Below are 20,960 nucleotides of genomic sequence, written 5' to 3'. Positions count from 1 at the left end.
GCAAATAAGCTAGCTTTGGCTATTAATGGCTACGTTAATGCTGACACCAAAGTACTTAATGGCCCTAAATCTGATTCAAAATGCTTCCATTGCTGCATTCCACTTTGATAAATAGGCTGGCGAACCTGCTCAGCACTAGCGGTTCTTACTGAGCGTTTGGTTTTATAAAAATTTAAACAACTCTCTTCAAAGGGTAGCCCGCAAAAATCAAGTAATTTACGTACTTGTTCTTCAAAATCGGTGACTACGTCTTCATATTGCATCTTCAAAATTTTACCTGGTAGCGTCGTGTTCCAGTGCGCCATAAGCTCAACATAATTATTGTAGTACTTTCCAATATCTTCAAGGTTGTAGCTAAATTCCTGTCCTTCCGCAAACAACTGCTTAAAGATACTAAACCCGCATGACATAGGGTCTCTTCGCGCATCAATAATTATCGCATTCGGTAAAATGAGATGAATAAGCCCTATATGCCTAAAGTTATTTGGCATTTTATCTATAAAGAAAGGAGCTCCTTGGCGAAAAACTTCTGTATCTCTAATAAATTCTTCGCCAAATTTGCCTAACTGCTCTGCCGAAAGTTCAGCGAGAACTTGCGGGTAACGCTTTGGCTTATCAATACCGCCACGGCCATTTAATCGATGAGAAAGTGACATTATGTTAGGCAATTCCATGGTGCCATCAACCATGGAATGGGAAGACAATATTTGTTCTAACAAGGTTGAACCAGCACGGGGCAGGCCCACTATAAAAATTGGCGTTGCCTGGCTCGTTTGTATGTTCGGGGGGTTCGGCGTGTTCGAAGGAGGTGCGTGTTGCGAAAACAGCGCGGGCGTACATACTTCTATCTGTGCCTTACATTCAGCATCTACCCGCGCAGCTTGATAGCCCAACTGCTGCTTTTTAAGCGCATTCCCTTTGGCATAATAGGAAAAGGCTTGTGAGTAATCGCCTGCATCTTCAAATGCTTTCCCTAACGCAAAGCTTAAATGAAATCTATCTTCAAAGGGAGTATTGGGCGCCTGTTCACGCGCTTGCATAGTCGTAATTTCATCGGTGCTAAAGCTGTATGTTTTAAGGTTCGCTAGGCTCCAAAATGCATCGCCAAAATTCTCTTGGCACGCACCCGCTTTTTGATAGGCGGTAACGGCATTGTCGGTTTCCCCTACCGTTTTATACGCATGCCCCAACATAATAAGTACGCCTGAATTATCTGGTAGCTGATTGAGTATTTCGCGATAAATATGAATAGCTTGATTAAACTCGCCTACGGCTTGGCTTTCATTCGCTACGGCCATTTGATAGCGCACATCATTTGGTGACTTACTGCGCAAAAGTAGTGCTTGCTCTAAGGCTTTTTCGTAGCGTTGCCTTTTATGCAAAACATTGACGTAATCTAATCGTGCTTGATGAAACTCAGGGTCGAAGTGCAAACAGCTTTCAAGCAAAAACTCGGCGTCGTCTAACACTTTATGTTTCACACCAATAGCAGCAAGCAAGCGCATCGCTTCGGTATGTTTAGGCTGTTTTTTAAGGAAAAAGCGACATATTTCTTCCGCCTTAACCACATTATCTTCGTTGATTAAACTACTTACACTCACTAACGCTTGAGGCATGCCAGACCAATAATCCACTTGGTTTTGGGCGTGATCCGCCGACCATATTTGGCCCTCTGCGCGATACAGTTCGTTTAAATTTTTCCAACTCGCAATCAGAGCGGCATTCAGTTGTACTGCTTTTTCATACGCACTAATAGCGGCTTGGCTATTACTCAGCCGATAGTTGTGGCCTTCTTCTTGATAGGCCCTCGCGTAATTTGGATGGTAGCTTTTAAGTGTATTCAGTGTAGCTAATGCTTGCTGGGGCTGTTGTAAGTAACGCTGACATACCGCCGTTAAATACAGCGCTTCAATGTTGTCTGGATAACGAGTGAGTAGGTTTGAGGTAATGGCTAGTGCGTTTGAAAATTGCTTTTTTTGCAGCAACAATTTGGCTTCAGTGATGCTATCACTCATGCTACTAACATTACTAAACTGCTTGGTTTTAGCTTCAGAATTTGTGGGTTCAGAAACACCCATATACGTTACTCCAGCTCAATCACTTATTACACTAATCTTAACTAAAGTGCCAAACTACCTATAAAGACTGGCAGTTGCCTATTTAGACAAACACAGATTTAGCATACATGACTTACATTTATAAACAAAAAGCGGCTATGGGTAAGCCGCTTCTTGATACGTGTTGTCTAGCTATTTACATTAGTTAAACGCATAAGACACACGCATACCAATGGTACGAGGGCGATTGGTGGTTACCCGTCTTATATCATCGATGGTGTTAATGTACTTTTCTGCAATTTCATCAGTAAGGTTATCAACGTATAGTTCAACTCCCCACTCATCAAAGTTTGCACCTACTGAAGCATTAACTAATGTGTAGCTGTCTTGCTTTTCACGGGCATCAATATACATGGAGCTATAGCTCTCGTCAGTATATTGAAGGGTGACTTGACCGTAAGCATCTACGTTTTTCACCGTCCAATCATATCGTCCACGCAAGCTGTAGTTAAGCTCGGGCGACAATGCTAATTCGCTACCCTCTGGTGCCAATGTAAACGAAATACCACTGACTAAATCGGTAATTTCAGAATGGTTGTTAGACACAGCGGCGAATAGGGTTAAGTTGTCGGTTGCAGTCCATGCTGCATCAAGTTCTATACCTAGAATTTCTGCGTCAGCCACGTTGTCAGTAAAGGTTAACTGTAAGATGTTGGCACTATCAAGAATGGCGACTTGGATGTTGTCCCAATCAATTTTGTAAATTGCACCATTAATCTTCAGGTTACCGTTGTTAAACGTGGTTTTCCAACCCAGTTCCATGTTAACCACTTCATCACTTTCGTAGGTATCTGGTACCACGAAGTCTTCGAACTCAGGCAGGTTATTGGTGTTTATTGCCGGGCCAGACAGTCGGTTGAATCCACCTGCGCGGTAACCTTCTGAGTACGTAGCGTACACCAAAATATCTTTACTGAACTGATAGTCCAACGTGAATTTAGTAATAGTGCCATCTTGTTTTAGCGGCGAGATATCAGCCAAGCTGACATCATAGTTACGGCCGTAGTCAGGGAAGTCTTCTGTCGCGCCAAACACGCTAGTGTTGGCAAAGGCAGATGAACCTAAGAAGGTCGCTTCTAGTTCGTAATAACGTAAACCAGCTGTGGCGGTAAGTTTATCGGTAATATCCCACGCTAGTTCACCAAAAATAGCCGTTTGCTGTTCTTCACGTGTTAAGTCGTTAATGAAGGTAACACCTGGTTCTCTAAAGTCAGGGTTGTTCGCCGTAGAGCCTACGTTTGGTCTATTTTGGAAGAAACCGAGCTCTGGTGCAGCGGCGTAATCATACTCACCATCGTGGGTAATAGTTTGATCGTCATAGAACAAGCCAAGCACACCACGCACCGGCTTATCATAAGGCGAGCTGAAACGAATTTCATGCGTTAAACGTTCGTTAGTTACCTGACCTACAAAGCGCTTGCTTGGATCTAAACACTGTCTTACTTCGGTGTAAGTACAGGTGTAATAATCGGCGGCAAATGCACCACTGTTGTTGTAACCAATGTAGTCAACGGTTTGATAGATATCACGATCTAAATAACCACCGGTATAAACAATGTCTACGTATTCTAACTGCTTCTCGATAGTCCAAGAGGTTAAGTCGAAGCTATCTTCCAGCCTGTCATCATCGAAACGTGCAACGTTCATTTCACCTAATGTTGGATCGTAATCAAATACGCCATCAACGTCTAAGTCTTGATGGGTATGTTGTAACAAGATACTGAAATCAGTTGTTGGTTCCCAGCTAACGCCGAAACGAACCCCAATATATTCGCTGTCGTTGAAATCGTCTTCAACAAACTCTTCGTTATCTATTTCGGTATAGGTGGCGTCTACCCATTGGTCTTTTAAGCCTTGCTCAACATCACCATTATTAAAAAAGTCTGGGTTAGCGTTAGGGTTTATAGTTGGGTCTAGCGTGAACGTGCTGTAGACGTTGTCAATATAGCCACCTTGCTTATCATTGTATGCAGTAATACGTACCGCCAACTCATCTTCAATGATAGGAATATTGACAAAGCCTTCAATCGAAGTGCTGTCATCGCCGCCTTTGGTTTGTGAATAATCGAGTTCGAAACCTGCATCAAAACCGCCAGAATCCGGCTTGTTTGTAATAATGCGCAATGCACCTGCTTGCGCACTCGCACCGAATAAAGTTCCCTGTGGACCAGCCAGAACTTCCAAACGTTCAACGTCAGTGACGTAAACATCTAGGTTACGCCCTGTTGCACTAATTGGCATGTCATCTAGGTATAAGCCTACTGTTGGTGCTGGGGTAAACTCAGTACCGGTAATACCATTATGGCCTAATGCTAATCCGCGAATATAAACGTCAGACTGACCCGGACCACGTCCACCCATGCTTGCGCTAGGGATCATTTCTATATAATCATCGAACTTAGAAATGTTGTTTTCTTTAAGGGCCCTTTCACTCAGTGCGGTAACTGAAATAGGTACACTTTGAATACTTTGAGCCCGGCGGGTTGCCGTTACTTCAATAAGCTCAATAGCTGCCCGTTTGGGCTTTTTAGTGGGTTGTGTTTCCTCAGCAACTTGTTCAGTTGCTTGCTGTGTTTCTTGAATATCCGCAAACGCTAGAGGAACATCTACAGCAGCCGCCATCGCTATACATACTGCATAATTGACTTTCGTCTTTCTTAACATTTTCATGAATATCTCCAATTTTTATTATAATTCTCTTACACGCTCGTTATGTTGTTACTTAGGGTACCTTTTTACTGCTTGGGCTTTACTGCTTGGGCTTTAATGCCTTACTTCTTGGTTATTTGAATTAGTTTACGGTTGCTTTTAAGCTAGGTTTATCCAGGTCGATTTACTTTGGGTGTAGGCAGTGAAACACTCAAGGGACTTATCTCTAGAGTTACCCGACTGTTTATAACCACCAAACGGCTGTGTCATGTCTCCGTCACCAAAGCAGTTCACCCAAATCACACCGGCTTCAATCGACTTTGTCATTCTGTGCGCGGTATTTAAGTCAGAAGTCCACAAGCCCGCCGCCAATCCATATTTAGAATCGTTCGCAATCTTTAGTGCTTGCGCTTCGTCATCGAAGGGAATTAACGCCACAACAGGGCCGAAAATTTCTTCTTGAGCAATAGACATATCAGACGTAACTTGGGTAAATAGTGCTGGCTGTATATAGGCGCCATGCTCTAAGCCTGAAGGCACTTCTCCGCCAAACGCCAGTTTTGCGCCTTCTTTATTACCTGCTTCAATTTTTTCTAATACGCCTTGGCGTTGCTGCAGTGAAACCATGGGGCCCAAACTCGTAGCTGGATCTAATGGATTACCCGGTTGGTATACTTCACGGCTCTTCTCAATAAATTTTTCCACAAAGGCATCGTGAATATCTTTGTGAACCAGTAATCGAGAGCCTGCGTTACATACCTGGCCTACGTTGTCGTAGATGCCAGCGATGGCAATATCTACAGCCTGATCTAAGTCAGCGAGGTCTGGCATGAATATTTGTGGGCTTTTACCACCCGTTTCTAATGCCACACGTTTCAAATTTGATTCACCGGAGTACATCATTAGCTTTTTGCCAACCGCGGTAGACCCTGTAAAACTTATTTTGGCTACATCCATATGCAGTGCTAATGCCTTGCCGGCAATATGACCATAACCATTGACTACATTAAAAACGCCTACAGGCCCGCCAGCTTCGATAAACAGTTGAGCTAATCGCGTGCAACTCAGTGGAGCTTGTTCTGAAGGCTTCAATACAACGCAGTTACCTGCAGCTAACGCAGGTGCCACTTTCCAAATAGCCATCAGTAACGGGTAATTCCATGCCGAAATGGCCCCCACTATGCCCAGTGGTTCGTGATGAATCATATGCAATGCATTATTTTCGGTGTTGGTGACCGAACCACTTACTTTATCAATACACTCAGCAAAGAATCGTAGTGACACTGACACTTCGGGTATATCAATAGTTAAGCAATCGGTAATGGGTTTACCCATGTCTAAACTGTCTAGTAATGCGAGTTCGCCCGCATGTTCATCTACCAGGTCAGCCAATCGTAAAAGAACATTCACCCGCTCACGAGGAGGCATGTGTCTCCAGCGCCCATCATCCCAAGCCGCTTTACAAGAACTTACGGCTGCATCGACATCTGCATCACTTGCTGATGCAACCTTAGCGTTAACTTCGCCATTTGCCGGATTAATAGAATCGAAGGTTTCGCCACCTTTTGCAGAAACATAACTACCATTTATGAATAAGTCAGATTGTATTTCCAAATCTTCTGCAATACTTACCCAATCTTCGAGTGAAAACTTTGCAGGATCTGATTTATTCAACAACGTGGATGGCATGTATAAAACCTCTTGATACTTTTTTGCTCATTTATTCATCAATCATAAATCTAAATATGACAAAGGCACAATTGAGCATTATTTGATTATTCATTAAAATTTCTAACCTATGCGTAAGTCGGTTAAAAAATTTCACATATAAATGGAAATATTGACGCGCCGACCTTTAATATCACTGCCATTTTTATTAATTTTCAACACAACAAGTGAATAGAATTAAATTGAAAAAGTTAACACTAATTAGAAATTAAAATATCTTTGACGTAATAATCACTTTTTGGTCTTTTATAGAAAACTAAGCCAAGCTTAAATTTACTTTTCATGAAAAATGTAATAAGCCAAAACTAGTGATTTATTTGGTCTTCTAAAATTAAATCGGCGCCTTTTTCAGCCACCATCATTACAGGTGCGTTGATGTTGCCCGACGTGATATTTGGAAAAATGGAAGCATCTACAACACGAAGGCCGGTAACACCATGAACTTTCAGTCTTGCATCTACGACTGCATTACTTTGCTCAGGTCCCATGGCACAGGTTCCGCATAGGTGGTAAATCGAACCGCCTTGCTCTCTAAAGTACTGCAGCATGCTATCGTCATCATTAACAGCATCACCTGGTTTTACTTCTTCTGCGGTAACCGCTTTTAATGCGGGTGCTTGCATTAAGCGCCTGATGAGTCGGCTCCCTTGACGCACTTCTTCTATGTCTTTCTCGGTAGATAAATAATTAGGACGGATAAATGGCTTGTCGCTGGGATTGTTCGATGACAACTCTACCGTGCCTTTACTGCTAGGTCGGCAAGAATTAAACGCGACTAAAAAACCTGAATAGGGGTCCGGCGCTAACTTAGCATTAGGATCGGCCGGAATTTGATATGACATGGGGTTGAAGTACAACTGAAGATTAGGCAGCGTTTCGGTATCTGACCCTTTTACAAAGCCTCCACCTTGGTTAACGCTTATCGATAAAGGCCCGCTACGTGTAAATACATACTGTAACGCCGCTTTAGCTTGCCCGAACAACGACCCCAAATCGTCGTTCAATGTTTTTACTTTTGCTTTGAAGTAGTAACTAACACATAAGTGATCTTGAAGGTTTTGGCCTACAGCAGGAGAGTGAGTGACAACAGGAATACCATACTTATCGAGTAAGCGAGTATCTCCAACCCCTGAAAGCTGAAGTAATTTTGGCGAGTCTACTGCGCCAGCTGACAGCACAATTTCTCTTTTCGCCTTAAGGGTTTGCTGAACACCCGCGGTATTTACTTGTACACCATAAGCATGGTTGTCTTCATTAAATAAGACTTTTTCGACCACCGTATCGCGCAATACATGCAAGTTAGGGCGCTTTAGTGCAGGTTTGAGGTGTGCCGAGTTACTGCAATGGCGAAAGCCTTTGTAGATATTGGCATCGTAAATACCTATCCCTTCAAACTGGGCACCATTGAAGTCGTCATTTAATGTGAAGCCAAGCTGTTCAGCGCCTTTCAAATAATGACTACAAAAAGGGTGTGCCCCTTTTTTCATTTGAGTAATACCCACCTTTCCACTGCCAGAATGGTGTTCGGTGTCGCCTAAGGGGTGTCGCTCTAGCTTTTTAAAATAAGGTAATACATCGGCATACGACCAGCCTTCGTTGCCAGCTTGTGCCCACGCATCGAAGTCTGAGGCTTGCCCCCGTACATATATCATTGCATTGATGGAGCCCGAGCCGCCTTGCCCTTTACCACGTGGGGCATACATTTTACGCCCCGCCATGTTCGGCTCTTCTTCACTGTAATACATATAATTGTAGGTGGGGTGATAATAGGTTTTCGCAAAACCAATAGGCAACTTAATCCAAGGTAAGCGGTTTTTCCCCCCAGCTTCAATTAAGAGTACGGAATAGTCACCAGACTCACTGAGCCTATCAGCAAGAATACATCCTGCTGACCCTGCACCGGTAATGATAAAGTCGTACTCAGAGATACTCATATGCGCCTACCGTTTCCAGTCTTGATTAGACTGTTCTTTCACATCGTAGGGCTTGGCATCCATGGATAAATGTAGTGCTTTGCCTGTGTAGGGCGAATGTGCTTTCACTACATCCATATTTAACTCAACACCCAAGCCAGGCTTGGTAGACGGAATTATGTAGCCGTCTTTCCATTCAATTTTTTGTTGTAGAACGTCGGCATGAAAACCGTCCCACGTCATAATACTTTCTTGAATAAGGAAGTTTGGCGTAGCAGTGGCAAGCTGCACACTAGCAGCCGCACCAACTGGGCCATTGTATAAATGGGGGGCTATTTGGGCGTAATGTACTTCTGCAATACTGGCTATCTTCTTAGCCTCTAGAATTCCGCCTACTCGGCCCAAATTCATTTGCAAAATAGACGCAGCGCCATGCTTAAGTAAATCGAAGAACTCGTATTTCGTGGTTAAGCGCTCGCCGGTAGCCACTGGAATGCTGGTATTTTTGGCCACTTCGGCCATGGCCGATGCTTGACCAGGAGGAACAGGCTCCTCAAACCACAAAGGATCGAACGGTTCGAGGCGTTTTGCCAAACGAATAGCCCCTGCTGGCGTCATTTGACCATGGGTACCCATCAGTAAGTCGCACTTATTACCCACAGTTTTGCGAATTCGCTCGCAGAAAGTAGCGGCTTTATCAATAGCTTCTAAAGACAGTTGATGACCACAGTAATTCCCATAAGGCCCTACGGGGTCAAACTTCAATGCAGTGAAACCTTGCTCCATATTTTTTTCGGCACATTCAACCGCCAACTCAAGATTGTCGTAATCGTAATCGCCGTCTTTGTTTTCAGGGTAAAGGTAGGTATAAGTACGAAGTTTATCGTGAATTTTTCCGCCAATAAGTTCGTAAACCGGCTTGCCTGCTGCCTTACCGATAATATCCCAGCACGCCATTTCTAACCCGCTGACCACGCCCATCATGCTTAAGTCGGGGCGCTGTGTGAAGCCGCTAGAATACGCTGCACGAAAAAAGCGCTCTACATGATGGGGGTCGAAACCTTTTAGGTAGCGATCGAACACATCTTCAATTGCATGAGTCATTACACTAGGGTGAAAGGTAGCGGCGTAAACCTCACCAATACCTTCAATACCACAGTCGGTTCTAAGTGAAACAAAAATCCAGTACATACCCCCAACGTGAGGAGGCGGCGTAGCAACGACATAAGATTCACAAGAAACAACTTTCATGGTTTTACCTTTTTTTTAACCCGCACCATGGTGCGAGTTTTTTAAATTGTGTAGCAGTTTGGCATTGTTGCCAGCAAAACTGATGTATAAGCGCAAACTTTTATCGAACGAGCACTAACGTATTTGGGTTGAATAAACTATTGATTCAAAACTAGTATTTAAGAACAACTAAGCGAGTTTGCGTGTATTCCAGCATGCCATGCTTACCATCATCGCCGCCTAAACCTGAGCGTTTCCACCCGGCGTGAAAGCCTTGATAAGGGTCGGAAGGAGTACGGTTGATGTACACTTCACCGGCTTCCATTTCGTTCGCCACTTTCATTGCAGTACGATAGTTTTCGGTGTAAATCACTGACGCCAAACCGAACTGGTGATCGTTAGCTAACGCCAGTGCTTCATCTACATTTGAATATTTCAAAACAGGTAATACAGGTCCAAATATCTCTTCTTGAACGATTTCCATATCTTGGCGGCAATTAGTCAGTAAGGTCGGCGGATAGAAATAGCCTTTACCTTCAGGAATGAAACCACCAAGCTCTAGGTTAGCCCCATCATCAATCGCTCTTTCCACCATTTGATGAATGTTCAATCGCGCATTGCCGTTAACTAATGGCCCCATGAAACCAGGGTTGTCTACACGGCTACCAAACTGTTGGCTTTTCATGTTCTTATGCAGCAAGGCTACAAATTCATCGTAGATATCTTCGTGTACGTAAGCCCGCTCTACCGCAGTACAAAGCTGGCCGCAGTTGGTATTTTTAGAACCAACGATTTCTCTGGCCGCTTTTTCTAAGTCGGCATCTGGCTCAACAATCGCGGGGGTTTTTCCGCCTAGTTCCAACGACGATTTAGCAATATTAACCTGCGAGTACTCTAGAACCTTGCGCCCAGCGCCAACGCTTCCCGTAAGGGTAATCATGCCTACTTTAGGGTGTGTACACACCAATTCCGCCGTAGCGTGGGTCATGGTAAGTACGTTCACTACACCCTTAGGAATGCCCGCTTCTTGAATAACTTTGGCAATGGCAAATGCTGAACAAGGCGTGTTGTTACTGGGCCTAACTACCACCGTATTTCCGGTAATAAGAGCCGGTGCAATTTTGCGAAGAAATGTGTAAACAGGGTAGTTAAACGGGATTAATGCCACCACAACGCCAATAGCTTCTCGTTGCAATAACAGGTTTTCATCTGGAGTATCGCTGGGAATAATTTCACCCTCGATACGGCGCGCCCATTCAGCATGATAACGAGTTATATCAGCGGCATACACAGCTTCGTTGGTCGCGTCTTCTAGGCTCTTTCCTGACTCTTCAGCCAGCGCAGCACCAATATCATCTTTGCGTAATACCAGGGTGTCAGCCAACTTCTGTAAGTAACCACCACGTTCTATGCTGGTAAGCTTTCGCCATGCGCGCTGTGCTTCTGTAGCACTTTCAATTGCCGATGCAGCTTCTTCTGGGCTTGCCGCTGGAACCTGAGCAATAAGCACTTCAGTTGCAGGATCATAAACGTCTATTAATGAATTTTGAGTAGAGCTAACAAATTCATTGTTAATAAAGTTCTTTTCGATTCTCATTGGGCAGGCCTTAAATCTTAGTTAATCCATTGTAAGCAGGGTTAAAATTTCAAGTCAAACTTTTATTATATTTAGAATATTGATTCCATATATGGAAAAATTAGCGGTGTATTCTTTATTTTTTGAAGTCAAATTAATGCATAAAGTATTAAACTTCTGTTTATTTCATACATTGAAATAGCCAACTAGCCGTTGCTTTTGATTGCCCCCACCTAATTTTGTGGCCTAGAGGGCTTTATTTACGTACATCTAGCCGAGTTCCATCTTAAGCTAATCTTAGATTTACCGTACCTACCTGCTGGCCTTACTACACCAGATAACGTAAGATTATTTTTTTATATATAAAATAGCGGCAAATGGTCGATGGAAACGTTAAAAGCAAAATCAAAAGCGCCGGCTGTAGATGCCTCTATTTTAATGATGAATTTAATTGCTACATCGTCATACCCCTTAACCCTTTCTGAAATTTGCTCTCAGCTAGACATGCCGCCGGCCAGTGGGCACCGTATTATTAACGCGTTGTTAGAGCATCAGATGATTGCCCTAGATCCAAATCGTAAAAAAGCCTACTGCATTGGCTCTAAAATCTTTCAAATTGCCTCTACGATTTACAACAAACAAAGCATCATCCCGTTCTTCTATCCCGTGGCTGAAATTTTAAAAAACGAAATTCATAAATCTATCTTTTTGTATTCCCCAGTAGGTAATCGGGTGGTAACAGTAGCAAAGGTAGACTCTTCACTGAGCGGCCCTTTAACCTTCCATTTAGGGCAAACCACTGCCATGCATTGTTCTGCATCTGGGGTAGCCATCTTGTCTATGCAATCTCCAGTACTACAAAAAAACTACTTTGATGTAGAGCAAAAGCATGACCCTAGTATCAGCAACCAGTTGCCAAAGATACACGAGGAGTTAGCACGGGCTAAACGCTTGGGGTATGCGGTTACTCAGCGAGAGAACGGTAGCCATTATTGCTGCATTGCCGCGCCAGTATTGAATTTAAGAAACGAGCCTATTGCGGCAATAAGTGTAGTGATAAACGCTGATTTTTTAAGTAAACAAAGCGCTCGAGACTATTCAAAAAATCTGGTTCAAGCCGCTCGTCAATTGTCTGCCCACATCGTTTAGAGCGATAGCGGTCCCCCTAAATGGTTATTCATTAAGATTATCACGGTGCAAAGGCATACCGCTTCATTCCTATTTCGCCCTTGCTGAGATCTTGCTTTGCTCTTGCCTCGCTTTTGCTTCACTCCAGGTCAGTGAGGCCTCGAATAACCAAAATGTGATTGGTTAGAAAAATTAACCATACACCCAAAATTAATCATTTTTACCTAATCCATTTTTATATAACTATCGGTTTTCTTGAAGTTATACGAACTTCAACAGGCCAACAGCTGTGCTTTGCAATGGCACACCGCAATATAATAAAAAGGTAAACACATGAAGATAGGATTCATCGGATTAGGTAATGTGGGTGGCAAATTAGCAGGGAGCTTAATACGTAACGGCTGCGACCTTACCGTTAGAGATTTAAATCCAGAATTCGTCGCAGACTTTGTTGCACGTGGTGCCAAGTCTGCCGACTCAGCAAAAGAGATAGCTGAAAAGTGTGATGTTATATTCACATGCTTACCTTCTCCAGCCGCATGTTCTCTCGTTATGGAAGCCGAAGACGGCGTGTTGGCAGGTATTAGTCCTGGTAAGATTTGGCTAGAAATGAGTACAACCGATGAAGCTGAAGTTCGCCGCATTGGCGCCTTAGTAAAAGAAAAAGGCGCCATGCCTGTCGATTGCCCAGTATCTGGAGGTTGCCATCGTGCCGATACGGGCAACATCTCTATTTTTGCAGGCTGCGACCGTGAAGCGTTCGATACCGTTCTACCTATTTTGACCATTATGGGCAGACGTGTGCTTCACACTGGCGCGCTTGGTTCTGCATCAACCCTAAAAGTAGTGACTAACTACCTTTGCACAGTGCACCTTGCTGCATTGTCAGAGGCATTAACGGTTTCTAAAGTGATGGGGATGGACATGAACGTAGCCTATGAAGCCATTAAAGCGTCATCGGGTAATTCGTTCGTTCACGAAACTGAATCTCAGGTAATACTTAACGGTAGCCGTGATATTGGCTTTACTATGGATTTGGTATCCAAAGATGTTGGCCTGTTTGACGAAGTGGCAAAGCGCGCAGGCATACCTTTAGAGCTTGCACCTTTAATGGTAGATATATTTAAAGATGGTGAAGAGCGCTACGGCCCTCGTGAATATTCGCCTAATATCATTCGCCGAATGGAAGATGCTTGCGACGTTAAAGTACTTGGTAAAGGCTTTCCGGCGTTTATGGTTGACGACGAGCCAGAAGAAAAAGGCTACGAAGTTGTGGTGCCACTAAGAAGCGATTACTAAAGCCATTATTTCCATTTATCGCATGCTTAACTAAGAAAACATTGCACTAGGCAGCACCTTTACTAGAAGGCAACCTGAACGGGTTGCCTTCATCTTATTGGCTTAAGGTTAATGCCTTTAAGCTTATGCGTTTAGGTGTGAAAACAACTACTTTCGCGGGTCTATCTGTAGTTATTAGTTGGATTTTACGCCATTGTTTGGTAGTTATGTTGTGATAATTTTTCAATGATTAAGGTCTCTAAATGGAACGTCGGTTACTTCCGCCACTCAGTACCATAAGCGGTTTTGAGGCCGCTGCACGCAGGCTGAGCCACCGCGCAGCGGCGGAAGAGTTAAATTTAACGCATCCAGCGATTAGCCATCAAATCAAAAACTTAGAAGAGCACTTAGGAGTAAAACTATTTAATCGCGACGGCAGAAATGTCATTCTTAGCGATGAAGGAAAGTTGTTTTACCCCTATGTTCTAGAAGCACTTGAGCAACTTGCTTTAGGTGTGGCAACGGTTAAAAAAGCGGTAGAGCACGCGCCACTGCGAGTACAAACTTATGTCACCCTATCTATACGCTGGCTGGCTCGCCGATTACCCGCTTTTCACGATGAACACCCCACGGTAAATGTTCAACTTGATACGTATGCTTCGAAATGGGAATTCGACGAAGAATCTTCAGATGTAGGCATAGTGTATTGCGATACCGCGCCTTCAGACAGGTATCATTGGGAGCCCATTTTCGACTCCCGTGTATACGCGGTGTGTAGCCCAACCTTGCTTGAAAAATACGATGGTAAATTAACACCCGAAGATTTATTAGATTTACCCCTACTGTCTGTAGAAACCGAAGTAGATTATTGGAAGCGGTGGTTTGAGAGCGCCAATCTTACACCCAATGTTATTACACCTTATATGGTGGTAGATACAAAAGCTGTTGCCCTTGAAATGGCCATTAATAATGAAGGGGTGGCGTTGGTGAATGGGCCCTTTATAGACGATGATTTACGCATGGGTCGATTGGTAAAGCCCTGTGAGCATGAAACCACGTTTTCTGGAAGCTGGGGTATTATTTGTCGCAAGGAAGACAAAGACAAACCTGATGTTAAACACTTCTTTGACTGGATGCTAAAAATCACTTCCCAGGTATAGTGTAAGACCTTAATGTCTTATTTGCAGAGGACGCTATCTAACATTCTTCAGCTTTTCAATGCTTTGTGCGTTACAGGCTTGTGAGCTCAATCACCCACGCATTTATGTCAACACTCTATAATATTAACCGCTAAGCCTCCACGAGCGGTTTCCTTGTATTTTGATTTCATATCGTTGCCGGTTTCAAGCATGGTTTTAATCACTTTATCGAGGGAGACTTTTTGATCGCCGTTGCCCCGAAGCGCCAGTCGAGAGGCATTAATTGCTTTTACCGCTCCCATCGCGTTTCTTTCTATACAAGGCACTTGCACTAAGCCACCTACAGGGTCGCACGTTAGCCCTAAATTGTGCTCCATGCCAATTTCAGCCGCATTCTCAACTTCGCTTACCGTGCCCCCAAGTATCTCGGTTAACGCCCCAGCGGCCATAGAGCAAGCCACACCCACTTCACCTTGGCAACCTACTTCAGCCCCAGAAATAGACGCATTCTTCTTGTATAAAATACCAATCGCCGCTGCCGTCAGTAAATACCGTACCGCAATATCTTCATCTACCGGGCGAACAAACTTTTCATAGTAATGCAGTACAGCAGGAATAATGCCCGCCGCACCATTAGTAGGTGCAGTAACCACTCGGCCGCCCGCCGCATTCTCTTCATTTACAGCCAATGCAAATAAGTTAACCCAGTCCATTGCCTGCATAGGATCGGTGGTACGTTCATTTTGAAGTCGGCGGAATAACTTAGGGGCACGCCGTGTCACTTTTAAGCCTCCTGGTAGAATTCCCTCGTTGGCAATACCATTAGATACACAGGTTTGCATAACCTGCCACAGGTGCCATAGCTTCTGTTTAACTTCACCGTTACTACACACTGCGCTTTCATTTGCCAACATCAGAGAACTAATACATAACCCGTGCTCTTTACATAAACGCAGTAATTCAGACGCTGAGGAAAAAGGGTAAGGTACGCTTTTATCGTCTTGTTGGACCGCTGCTGCCTTTTCTTGATGGAAGTCTTCATCCCGCAATATAAAACCGCCACCAATGGAATAGTAACTTTGGCTAGCGACTATGCGTTGCCCTTGAAGCCCATGGAAGGTCAAACCGTTTGCATGAAGGGGCAGTGTTTTGCGGCGATGAAATACAATAGCGTTTTCACGCTTAAAAATAACCTGTCGCTGGCCATGCAATTTTAGCCATTGTTGATGTGCAACATCAGCCAAATTGCGCTCGACACTTTCTATCTCAATAGACTCTGGGGTAAAACCTTGAAGGCCTAATATAACCGCCTTTCCCGTGCCATGCCCTTTACCCGTTTGCCCTAGCGATCCAAACAACTCTACACGTACTTCATCAACCTGCTCAAACAACTGAAGGTACTTCAGCTGTTCACAAAAGGCGATGCCAGCACGCATGGGTCCAACGGTATGAGAACTTGACGGCCCTATACCAATACTGAACATATCGAAGACGCTGATCATGGCTTACTCGTTAAATTAATTTTTACCCTGAATAGCCGTCTATTAAAGCACTGTAGATATGTTTCACTTTTCCAATCAAGACATTTACTGGTTCATATAAGACATACGAATTTTATTTCTATATACTAAAAATTGGTTTGTATTAATTCCAAACTAAAAAAACGTGAAAATTGGTAAAGCCAGAGAAAAACTCAGGTCTAATTAAAAAATGCTAAATGATTTACAAGCTTAAAAATTAATTTTTATAACCAGATAATCAAAGGAAATAATTTTTAAACTTGTAGCGACGTATTTAGAAAGTTATGAGTCGTTATAATCAAAATATCAACACCCTTGAATGCTAATCTGGCACAAAGAGCCCTATTCAAGAATAATAGTGAACATACTCACTGCCATTTTTTGACTACAACAATGGCATCATTAATAAGCAATAACCGAACAAGGTTTGTTCACTTTTCGCAATCGACAAGAAGTTTGGTGAGAACAAAAACTGGGCAAAAAACACATTCACACTGTGATTGCCATTTACAATTTACATTCACCAAATCTTGGCTTTACCTTAAAAATTTAAAGCGCTGCTTCGTACAGCAAACAATAAGCAAAAGAAGGTAAAAAATGTCTCATAATGCAGCTAAAGCATTAAATGCAAAAAAAGCCCTAGCTAAAAAGCCCCCTGCATGGCTACGCTTCGATTTTAAAAACGATATTAAACACAGCGTATTTTGGCCTCCCTTTTTGCTCCTTCTCGCCGCCATGGTTTTCAGTTTTATTGATTTAGCACATTTCTTACGCGTGGTTACCAACATCAATGATTGGATATTAGATACCTTCGCATGGTTATTTAGCTTTTCTACGCTGTGTTTGCTGCTCTCACTTATCGCTACTTTTTTCTCCCCGTTAGGCAAAATTAGAATTGGTGGTAGCCGTGCTACTCCATTGCTCTCTAAATGGCAGTGGTTTTCTATTACTTTATGTACCACATTAGCCACCGGCATTTTGTTTTGGAGTGCGGCAGAGCCCATGTTCCATTTCTATGAACCGCCCGTGTCACTCAATATTGAAGCGCAAAGTGAAGCCGCAGCGGTATTTACCATGGCCACCATGTTTATGCATTGGACGTTCACCCCCTATGCTATTTACTGCTTGCCAGCATTGGTATTTGCCCTGTGTTTTTACAACTTACAAATGCCCTTTTCTCTTGGCTCGTCACTAAGGCCTTTTTTAGGCAAGCTCATCACCCCAGCAACAGGCAAGGTTATCGATGCGATTGCGCTGTTTGCGTTAGTTGCCGGTATGGCATCTTCGTTAGGCACAGGAGTGTTGATGTTAAGCGGCGGGTTAGAGTCAGTATTAGGGCTGCCCAATACGAAAACCGTGATGGCATTAGTGTGTGCCGCCATTGTTATTACCTTCGTGGCATCTGCGGTAAGTGGGTTACAAAAAGGTATTGCTAAGCTATCTAATCTGAACGCTAAAATCTTTATCGTTGCTTGTATATTTGTACTTTTATTCGGCCCCACCAGCTATGTATTTTCGTTAGGTATTGAAGGGTTAATTGACTATGGCACTAACTTTTTTGCCCGAAGCCTAAATACTTACACCGGACCGAACGACGACTGGCCGAAGTTATGGATAGTGTTTTATTGGGCAAATTGGTACGCATGGGCCCCCGTGGTAGCGTTATTTTTAGGAAGAATTGCCCGTGGTTACACCGTTAGGCAGTTCATTGTGGTGAACTTAGTACTTCCTGCCTTATTCGCCATGATATGGATGTCTACGTTTTCTGGCAGCACCTTGTTCTTTGACCAAGAATTAAATGGCGGCATTCGCCAAGCTATGGATACCAGCGGGGCTGAAGGCGCTATTTACTCGCTATTTGATAACCTGCCAATTAGCGCTATCGTGGCGACTATATTCATTTGTATCACGTTTATTTCTTACGTTACCGCCGCCGACTCCAACACCGACACCATGAGTAACTTGTGCTCTACAGATTCCGATGAACCAGAGACAGCTGCTAGTGTTGAATGCGCCACAGATACCACCGAAGATGCGAGTGCAAACTCGGGCTCATTGTTAATGCTTAAATTCGTGTGGGGTATTAGTATTGGCGTTATCGCATGGGTAATGGTGAGCTTTGCCAGTATTGACGGCATTAAAATGATGTCGAATTTAGGCGGCCTGCCTGCCATGTTTATCATTATTTGCGTAAACGCTTCATTATTTGTGCTGATATACCGCGTAGCTCGTGGCAATATGCTGGAACCGAAGCCAGCAAAAAACCACAGGAATATAGACCCTCCTGAAGGCTTTTAACCTTTTCCAATTAACCAGTTACAGGCATGGCGTTAGTAAACTACCCTACTAGCGCCTCTTACATTGAGTAGAGTTATGCGCGTTTTACTTCAATCTATGTTTTCATTGCTGCTTTCTGCGGCCATTTTACTGATAGGCCACGGTCTACAATATACCCTAGTGCCTTTGTATGCTGTTAGTCTAGATTGGGCGCCCTCTACCATAGGCTATATCGGTTCTAGCTATTTTCTTGGCTTTGTATTTGGGTGTTTAAGTGTGCCAAAGCTTGTAGCTAGGGTAGGTCATATCAGAGTGTTTACTGTGTTAATTGCCCTGACTACTGCCTCTATGCTGTTCATTGGCATGGTGAACCATTTTGAATCTTGGTTGATAGCGCGATTGCTGATGGGATGGTCGATGGCGGGTATCTACATGGTAATTGAAAGCTGGCTTAACGAGAAAACTAGCTCTGATCATCGCGGCAGTATTCTATCAATATATGCGGTTATTACGTTATTCGCCATCTGTATAGGGCAAGTGTTGGTCGGCTTCGATATTGGCTTTGAAAGGCTATTCATGCTGGCCGCGGCACTATTAGTACTAGGCATATTACCTATTGGGTTAACCTCACGCACAGCGCCAAATCCTATTCCTGATATAAAATTTAGTTTTAAACGTATTATGTCGGTTTCACAAATTGCCATGGTAGGAGCCTTCTTAGGCGGCTTTGTGACAGGCGGCTTTTGGGCATTAGGGCCTGTGGCCGCCAACAGCAATGGCCTTGATGCAGGCCAAGTGGGTATTTTTATGGCCGTCACCCTGCTAGGGGGGGCCGCGTTGCAATACCCATTAGGTCGATTATCTGACTTTATCGACCGACGCCTAGTCATTGCTGGTCTAGCTGTTGTTGGGTTCATTATTTGTATTATTGCTGTGCAGCCCTTTTTTGAAGGCCCATCGTTTATATTCATCACCATGTTTTTATTCGGCGGTTTAGTCTTTCCGCTTTATGCACTGTGCTTAGCCCACGCTAACGATAACACCGACCTATCGGTGATTGAGATTGGGAGCGGTGTGTTAATGATGAATAGCTTAGGCAGTGTATTTGGGCCAATAGTGGTGTCTTCGTTAATTAAATACACCCCGCATGCTTTATTTATAGTGTCCGCCCTCGCCTTTTTCATTTTGGCTTGCTGGACGGTGTACCGAATTAAATTCCACAAGGTAGACCGTGAGCACTTCATGCCTTTCGTAAGTGTAAGCAAAACGACCCATGAAGTTATAGAAGTGGGTATTGATGAAGAAGAGCCTGTTAATTCTGAGGAAGCTTCAGCTGTTGAGTCAGCTTCAGAGCCAGAGCCAGTAACAGAATACGCGCCCGCTTTTGGACTAGAACAGGACTCTACGTCAGCCGCTTATGGTGAGCATGAACCAAAACCAGATGCTTAGGCTAAACCATAGAAATACGCGCATATACTGCCGTGGCGTTACTTAGTGAACACCACGGTTTTTTGCCCATACAGAAATATGCGGTTTTCAATGTGATTTTGTACCGCGCGAGCCAGAGTTAAGCACTCTACGTCACGCCCTTTTGCAGCTAGGTCTTGCGGCAAGAAACCATGATCTACCGTTTCCACGCCTTGACTAATAATAGGCCCTTCATCAAGTTCATCGCTAACATAATGGGCAGTAGCGCCTACCAATTTAATGCCTTTTTCATAAGCCTGATGATAAGGCTTAGCCCCTTTAAAACCAGGTAGCAACGAGTGGTGAATATTAATCGCGCGGCCTTTTAGCTTCACGCACATGTCGTTCGACAACACCTGCATATACCGTGCAAGTACCACTAAATCCGTATCGTATTGCTGAATGACTCCCCAAACCAAGGCTTCTTGTTCAGCCTTAGTTTCGCTGCTAATAGGAAAGTGGTAGTAAGGAATATTGTGCCATTTTGCTAGGCTTTCGCAGTCGGGGTGATTAGACACTATAGCTTGTATATCTACCGCCAAACTGCCCACCCGCCAACGGTATAACAAATCATTTAAGCAATGATCTTGCTTCGACACCATGATCACAATTTTAGGTTTATATGCCTTTGCGACCAACTGCCATTGCATCGAAAACTTATCGGCTTGCGGGCTAAAACCGTCAAAGAAGGCTTGCCTGTCGAAGTTCGCGCCGTTGTCTGGCCGAAATTCGATGCGAATAAAGAACTGTTCGTTTTCAGTGTCGTCAAACGAGTGAATTTCGGTAATGTAGAAGCCGTTTTGATACAAATAACGGGTGACCACATCGACCGTACCTAACTTACTTGAACAGCTAGCAGTAATAATTTGTGCTTGCGCGTTTTGTTGTTGAGTATTTCTAGGCAGCGCCATTACGGTTCCTTTCACGAAATATAAAGA

General features: G+C 43.7%; 13 protein-coding genes. 5 read left to right on the top strand and 8 right to left on the bottom strand.

Features of this window, described 5'->3' with window-relative positions:
- Positions 1-29 precede the first annotated feature (29 nt).
- The 6 genes from AVL57_RS00575 to aldA all read right to left on the bottom strand — a co-directional run bounded on the left by AVL57_RS00575 (position 30) and on the right by aldA (position 11,234).
- The gene (locus AVL57_RS00575; protein WP_167542077.1) at positions 30-2,078 is read right to left on the bottom strand and encodes a tetratricopeptide repeat-containing sulfotransferase family protein; all 2,049 of its coding nucleotides are present in this window, start codon (positions 2,076-2,078) and stop codon (positions 30-32) included.
- Between the two features lie 180 nt (positions 2,079-2,258).
- Positions 2,259-4,787, bottom strand: coding sequence for a TonB-dependent receptor (locus tag AVL57_RS00570; RefSeq protein ID WP_057794874.1), 2,529 nt, complete (start codon positions 4,785-4,787; stop codon positions 2,259-2,261).
- A 138-nt stretch (positions 4,788-4,925) separates the two neighbouring features.
- Positions 4,926-6,455 (bottom strand): aldehyde dehydrogenase, encoded by a 1,530-nt coding sequence (locus AVL57_RS00565; protein ID WP_082604997.1) that lies wholly within the window; start codon positions 6,453-6,455, stop codon positions 4,926-4,928.
- A gap of 344 nt (positions 6,456-6,799) precedes the next feature.
- On the bottom strand, positions 6,800-8,428 hold the full coding sequence (locus AVL57_RS00560) for a GMC family oxidoreductase (protein WP_057794877.1): 1,629 nt from the start codon (positions 8,426-8,428) through the stop codon (positions 6,800-6,802).
- Between the two features lie 6 nt (positions 8,429-8,434).
- A complete protein-coding gene (locus AVL57_RS00555; protein ID WP_057794879.1) occupies positions 8,435-9,658 on the bottom strand; it encodes a mandelate racemase/muconate lactonizing enzyme family protein in 1,224 nt (407 codons plus the stop codon).
- Positions 9,659-9,809: 151 nt separating this feature from the next.
- Positions 9,810-11,234: an aldehyde dehydrogenase gene (aldA, locus tag AVL57_RS00550; RefSeq protein WP_057794881.1), complete on the bottom strand. Its 1,425-nt coding sequence runs from the start codon at positions 11,232-11,234 to the stop codon at positions 9,810-9,812.
- A gap of 363 nt (positions 11,235-11,597) precedes the next feature.
- Here aldA and AVL57_RS00545 point away from each other — a divergent pair, with 363 nt between their 5' ends.
- The 3 genes from AVL57_RS00545 to AVL57_RS00535 all read left to right on the top strand — a co-directional run bounded on the left by AVL57_RS00545 (position 11,598) and on the right by AVL57_RS00535 (position 14,779).
- Positions 11,598-12,362 (top strand): IclR family transcriptional regulator, encoded by a 765-nt coding sequence (locus AVL57_RS00545; RefSeq protein ID WP_057794883.1) that lies wholly within the window; start codon positions 11,598-11,600, stop codon positions 12,360-12,362.
- A 312-nt stretch (positions 12,363-12,674) separates the two neighbouring features.
- Positions 12,675-13,640, top strand: coding sequence for an NAD(P)-dependent oxidoreductase (locus AVL57_RS00540; RefSeq protein ID WP_057794885.1), 966 nt, complete (start codon positions 12,675-12,677; stop codon positions 13,638-13,640).
- Positions 13,641-13,882: 242 nt separating this feature from the next.
- Positions 13,883-14,779 (top strand): LysR substrate-binding domain-containing protein, encoded by an 897-nt coding sequence (locus AVL57_RS00535; protein WP_057794887.1) that lies wholly within the window; start codon positions 13,883-13,885, stop codon positions 14,777-14,779.
- 107 nt (positions 14,780-14,886) lie between these two features.
- On the opposite strand, the gene AVL57_RS00530 is transcribed toward AVL57_RS00535, so the two are convergent.
- Positions 14,887-16,260 carry an L-serine ammonia-lyase gene (locus AVL57_RS00530; protein ID WP_057794889.1) on the bottom strand — a complete coding sequence of 458 codons (1,374 nt, stop codon included), beginning with the start codon at positions 16,258-16,260 and terminating at the stop codon, positions 14,887-14,889.
- 615 nt (positions 16,261-16,875) lie between these two features.
- On the opposite strand from AVL57_RS00530, the gene AVL57_RS00525 reads away from it, so the two are divergent.
- Both AVL57_RS00525 and AVL57_RS00520 read left to right on the top strand, forming a co-directional pair.
- Positions 16,876-18,576 carry a BCCT family transporter gene (locus AVL57_RS00525; RefSeq protein WP_082604998.1) on the top strand — a complete coding sequence of 567 codons (1,701 nt, stop codon included), beginning with the start codon at positions 16,876-16,878 and terminating at the stop codon, positions 18,574-18,576.
- A 75-nt stretch (positions 18,577-18,651) separates the two neighbouring features.
- Complete coding sequence (locus AVL57_RS00520; protein ID WP_082604999.1) at positions 18,652-20,004, top strand: MFS transporter; 1,353 nt, start codon at positions 18,652-18,654, stop codon at positions 20,002-20,004.
- A gap of 38 nt (positions 20,005-20,042) precedes the next feature.
- Here AVL57_RS00520 and purU read toward each other — a convergent pair whose 3' ends face one another.
- Positions 20,043-20,933: a formyltetrahydrofolate deformylase gene (purU, locus tag AVL57_RS00515; protein WP_057794892.1), complete on the bottom strand. Its 891-nt coding sequence runs from the start codon at positions 20,931-20,933 to the stop codon at positions 20,043-20,045.
- Positions 20,934-20,960 lie beyond the last annotated feature (27 nt).

Source organism: Alteromonas stellipolaris, assembly GCF_001562115.1.
Taxonomy (GTDB): Bacteria; Pseudomonadota; Gammaproteobacteria; order Enterobacterales; family Alteromonadaceae; genus Alteromonas; species Alteromonas stellipolaris.
Note: the sequence above shows the minus strand (reverse complement) of the source record. Positions and strands in the feature narration are given on the sequence as shown.